Source organism: Gemella sp. 27098_8_155 (assembly GCF_041433725.1).
GTDB lineage: Bacteria > Bacillota > Bacilli > Staphylococcales > Gemellaceae > Gemella > Gemella haemolysans_D.
In genome coordinates this window covers 1-4,948 of the sequence record NZ_JAPWCA010000035.1, presented here as the reverse complement: position 1 = coordinate 4,948, position 4,948 = coordinate 1, and the positions used below count along the sequence as shown (strand labels likewise).

The window sequence follows — 4,948 nt, the reverse complement described above, 5'->3', positions numbered from 1 at the left end:
CAACTTAAATTTCTTATATCATAACTCTTATTATTATTGCTACTATATGTTTTACAATATTTTTGATTATAGCTCCATTATCATTAATTTAACTTAATTTATTACTTAGTAATTTTAGTAAATATTAATTTACCCCCAAAAAGGAATGTATTTCATATATCTTGGAGCCGTTTCATCATCTACTGCTTTTATACATCCACTATCTAGTGCATTTTTAATAATTCTTGAAATTGTATATCTTTGTTTATCAGGAACACCAAATAGGTCTCTTAAAACATTATTATTAATGTACTCTCCTTGCACATATAAATAACATGCATGCATATAACATGTTCTTATTCTATCTTCCTTACTTATCATATCGAAAGGAACCTTAGAATATAATGTCACTTTAGTAAACATATCATTTTGGTTTTCAACTTTAGGTGCTATAAGATTATTTTTACTTGTTTCAGATACAACTTTATCGTATCCACTTCCACGTTCTTCGCAAATACCACATTTATGCATAAAACCTGCTAAATTCTCATTTCTCGATACAGCAACTGTATCGACAATTCTCTCAATCGCCACTAAAGGAGCTCCTGCATTTGACATTTCTATCCTATTATTAAAGATTTCTATCATAGGACTAGTTCCGCTTTGAGCTATATTTTGATGAATTAAGCAATTTGCTAATAATTCCCTTATTGCTAACTCAGGATATTCATATTTTGCATGTCTTATTCCATTTTCTATGATTTCTTCTTGAGGAATTATAGTCATTATATACTCTATAATTTTCTCAAAACAAACTGCATATCCCTCCACATACTTATTTTCTCTGATAGTTTGCAACTTAGTATTATCCTTATACCAAATTACCCTTACATATTTATGACTTAAACCACTAAACTTTGTTATATCATGAGCTAATATAAGGGCTCCCATGTTGTAATATCATAAAGTCCAGCATCGTTTTTTATAATAAACTTTTCATCTATAAAGTCACCTATAATTTTTCTATAGTTACTAGGGACAGCTATATTTAATTTACTATAATATGCTTCATAATTTAGAAGTTGTAATACTTCTTTGGCTCTCTTACTATTCTCTGAAATTTTCAATTCTTCTAACGTGGTATCGAAGGATCTCCATAATGATCTCTCTTTACTTGGAAATTCCTTTAATTTTTTTTTATTACTCCCTACCCTAATAAACTCTTCTCCATGAAACTTAATTGGTTGTATTTGTGCTTTTGGTATAACTAATACAGTAATATGTTTCCCCTCGATTTCAACCTCTTTAAATTTGATATCAATTCTAGGCTCTAATAAACGTGATAGCCAAGCTTCCAGCTCTTCACCACCTTTTTTCTCAGTTCGATAGTGGAAATTTGTTCCCTCAATTGCATGTGTTTTATCATTTACTCCCCAAATAATATAAGCTTTATCTTTACCTAAGATAGCTGCAGAATTACTTAATGCAGATATATATTCTCCCAATTTATGTGGATCTATTTTATTTTTCTTAAATTCAATCCATTCTGTTTCTTGTGGATACTTAGCTAATTCGATTACTAAATTTCTCAAATATTCATTATTCATTTTTATGATAACACCTCGATTCACTTATTATGTTTACAACTTATTTCAGTTACTAATAATTATAGCATATTACTATTTATTAATATAGATCATAATATTATGTATATTATAAAAACCAGTTAAGCATTAACTCAACTGGTTTTTTTCGAAATTTATATTAAAAAGTATTTACTTTTCTTTTTTCTCTTCATCTATTTTCTGTTGATACATTTTTAAAAGGACAGATAATCTTTCCTCATCATTAGAAAATTCTTTTTTACTATATAACTTGTCGATATATCTATCTAATGCCTTGTGAGCATTTAATAATCGTTCATTCATAGGCTTTGGATTTTTTGTTGCTAATGGAGAACCATATAATTCCGATAAACTTAACAATTCCTCATCTCGGACATCGAGAATATACGATATTCTATCCTCGATTTCTAATTTATCTTCTTCGCTTAGATCAGGTATTGGGAAAGTATTATATACTAGGGTATTAGAATAACGATAATCTGTTTTTAATTTCCCTCCTATGTTACGCAACCAAACCATATGCATTCTTGATTGAAGAAGGCCTAATAGATACAATGGTATATCATAGATAACTTGAGCAGAGTCAGCTATTATTTCTCCTTCACATAATATCCCCATAGGAATATATAGTCTGTTTTCAGATGAATGCCTTGGTATAATGATATTCAACATTTCATCGGGATTACCTTTAAAATTCTCAATAGCTTTATTATAATCTCCTCGTTGAACAAAAAGATGTGGCCATTGAGCATATTTTTTTGTAGATTCTGCTTTGCTATTTATCCTCGCATTTCTAACTATTTCTAGTCTTTCCTTAACAAATGGAATATCTCTATACTCTTTTATATTATTCTCGTTAAACCACATTACATAACGATAGTCACCTGCTATAAACTCATGAGATCCTATAAATTTCTTGCAAATTGTCTTTAGTTGAGGATATATTTCAATTTGTGTATTATATTCACTTTTTGATAATATTAAACCTCCATCATCACGAGCCATATTCCCATATACCATTTTAGGAAGATTTCTATTTATATTAACACTTCTACTTTCAACAAATACTACCTCACCCTCTGTCAAATAAGGGTTTATATTATTTACTTTTTTTACTATTTCCTGATTACTTTCTTCACTATAAATTAACTTTTCTTTTGAATCATTTTTTGCTGTTAATCCTACAACTATGACCGTCACCCCAGCATTAGCCTTAGCGCTATTTTGCCATTTAAATGATGTATATGCAAAATTAATTTCTGCCAATTCTAAAATTGGCTTCCACATTAATGTAACTTGCTCCCCTTGACAGATACTATTTGTTGATACAAATGATAATTTACTATTAGTATTTTCTATATACTTAGCTCCAAGGTAAAACCATGCACCTATATAATCCAACCTCTTATATTGCGTTACATCTTTGAAAATATCTTCCATTTCTTGGTTTTGTTCTTTGTTTAAGAGTCTTGCTCCTAAATACGGTGGATTTCCAAAGATAAATACCTCTTCATCTTCAGTTCTTGGACATACTTCTTGCCAATCAATTCTTAGTGCATTAGCGTTATATATTCCACCTATTTTTTTTAATGGAATAGTAGGACGTGCTGCTGATTTTAGTTTCTCAGCTAGTTCAACATTCATCTGGTGATCTGCTATCCACATACTCAGCATAGCAACATCAGAAGCAAAGTTATCTATCTCAATACCATAGAATTGATCTAATTTAACATATTCTAAGTATAGTTGTGCTTCTCCTAAATTCTCTAATTCTTCGTAGATTCTCATCTCTACTCGACGCAATTCTTTGTACGCTATAATTAGGAAATTTCCTGATCCACAGGCTGGATCTAAAAACTTCATTTTTGAGATTCTTTCTAGTAACTCAATCAATTTCTTTGCTTTATTATTATTCTTTAACTCACTATCTACTATTTCAGATATCTTGTCATTTAACTCATTTAAAAATAATGGTTTTATAGTTTTTAATATGTTTGGAACACTAGTATAATGCATACCTAGATGACTTCGTTTATCACTACTTGCCACTGCTTGTAACATAGAACCTAAAATATCAGGATTAACTTCTGCCCAATTCAACATTTCTCCTGCTTCAATAATTAGTTTTCTAAGTTTGTAATCAAAGTTCACCTCAACATGATCCTTAGTAAATAAATTTCCGTTAACATATGGGTAATCTACTAAGTATGATGCAATTTTATCTTTATCAAAAATATTTGTTGATAATTTTTCGAAAATAGTTTTTATTATAACGTTCGTATCACTACCATCCTCTTTAGTTAAAGTTTTCAAGTCATTTGAAAACTTATTCCTTGGGAAGATATCTGTATCTTCCGCAAATAAACAGAATAATATTCTTATTAAAAATAAATTTAGATCTTCTGAATCTAAATCGGGATTTTGTTTGACCAGCTCATCATAAACTCTAGAAAATCTCTCGGCTGCTTTTACATCCATTGGATTTTCTTTTTCATAATCCACTTTTTCAATATTATTCCATGCTAAAAAGAACGAAAAATTCTGTGGTAATTCTTCAAATTTTATTGCTAATCGCTCTAAAGTTTTTGTATCTTTAGCATATAACTCGTTAAAATCCGTAACAATTATATATCTTGGTTTTGTTTTTCTTTGCAATACTTCATTCTCAAGAGATATATAATTATCTAATAAATTATCTTTCTCAGCTTTTATTATAAACTTTGTCTTATTTTCTAATCCATCATATACACTAACATTTTTAACTTTTTTTATTGCAGACTTTGCTACTCCACTGTACAATTCTAAGAAATTAATAAAGAATGTTTCTTTATCCAAATTAGCTATTAATTCTTTTATATTATCTTCTAAATCAATTAACATCCCGTTTCTCCTTCTTCCTAATAAATATATTATACTCTAAAACAATTATATTACAAAATAATAGTTAAATTTATATTTACTTCTATGATATAATTTAGTTAAAAGATAATCAAAAGGAGGTATCAAATAATGAAAATTTTAGATTTCTCTAATAAAATTTCTAAAGATACTGTAATAACAAATCTTAATTCATATATAGACACTATTGATAAAGCTCTAGAGATTAGAAATAGGCCTGAGGCTTATTCTATATTAGAAGATATCAGGTCTGCTCTTAGGAATGAAATAACTGCATATAAAAATATAAAAGAACATGCAAATAATTCGAATTTATTCAACAATTATTTCAATTCTTTAGATTCAGCGTTAAGAAAAAGTAGTTCCTATAATAGTAGATCTATGGATAATCTTAAGAAAAATCTACGAGAGGTACGCTCTGAACTAAATTATTGTAAAAATACAAT

At 28.5% G+C, this 4,948-nt stretch carries 4 protein-coding genes; 1 reads left to right on the top strand and 3 read right to left on the bottom strand.

Annotation, left to right across the window (positions count from 1 at the left end):
- Positions 1–129 precede the first annotated feature (129 nt).
- The 3 genes from O5Y44_RS08675 to O5Y44_RS08665 form a co-directional block, all read right to left on the bottom strand.
- Entirely contained in the window at positions 130–930 is an 801-nt protein-coding gene (locus O5Y44_RS08675; RefSeq protein WP_371465997.1) for an ATP-binding protein, read from the bottom strand.
- The gene (locus O5Y44_RS08670; RefSeq protein WP_371465996.1) at positions 912–1,586 is read right to left on the bottom strand and encodes an AlbA family DNA-binding domain-containing protein; all 675 of its coding nucleotides are present in this window, start codon (positions 1,584–1,586) and stop codon (positions 912–914) included. Before O5Y44_RS08670 ends, O5Y44_RS08675 begins: the two co-directional genes overlap by 19 nt.
- A gap of 168 nt (positions 1,587–1,754) precedes the next feature.
- The gene (locus tag O5Y44_RS08665) at positions 1,755–4,484 is read right to left on the bottom strand and encodes a class I SAM-dependent DNA methyltransferase (protein WP_371465995.1); all 2,730 of its coding nucleotides are present in this window, start codon (positions 4,482–4,484) and stop codon (positions 1,755–1,757) included.
- Positions 4,485–4,613: 129 nt separating this feature from the next.
- Between O5Y44_RS08665 and O5Y44_RS08660 the strand changes: the two genes are divergently transcribed.
- On the top strand, positions 4,614–4,948 hold a 335-nt coding region (locus tag O5Y44_RS08660; protein WP_371465994.1), incomplete at its 3' end, for a hypothetical protein.

Excerpts from the sequence above, each read along its gene's own strand:
- O5Y44_RS08665 (WP_371465995.1), bottom strand. The coding sequence starts at position 4,484 with ATGTTAATTGATTTAGAAGATAATATAAAAGAATTAATAGCTAATTTG.
- O5Y44_RS08670 (WP_371465996.1), bottom strand. The coding sequence starts at position 1,586 with ATGAATAATGAATATTTGAGAAATTTAGTAATCGAATTAGCTAAGTAT.
- O5Y44_RS08675 (WP_371465997.1), bottom strand. The coding sequence starts at position 930 with ATGGGAGCCCTTATATTAGCTCATGATATAACAAAGTTTAGTGGTTTA.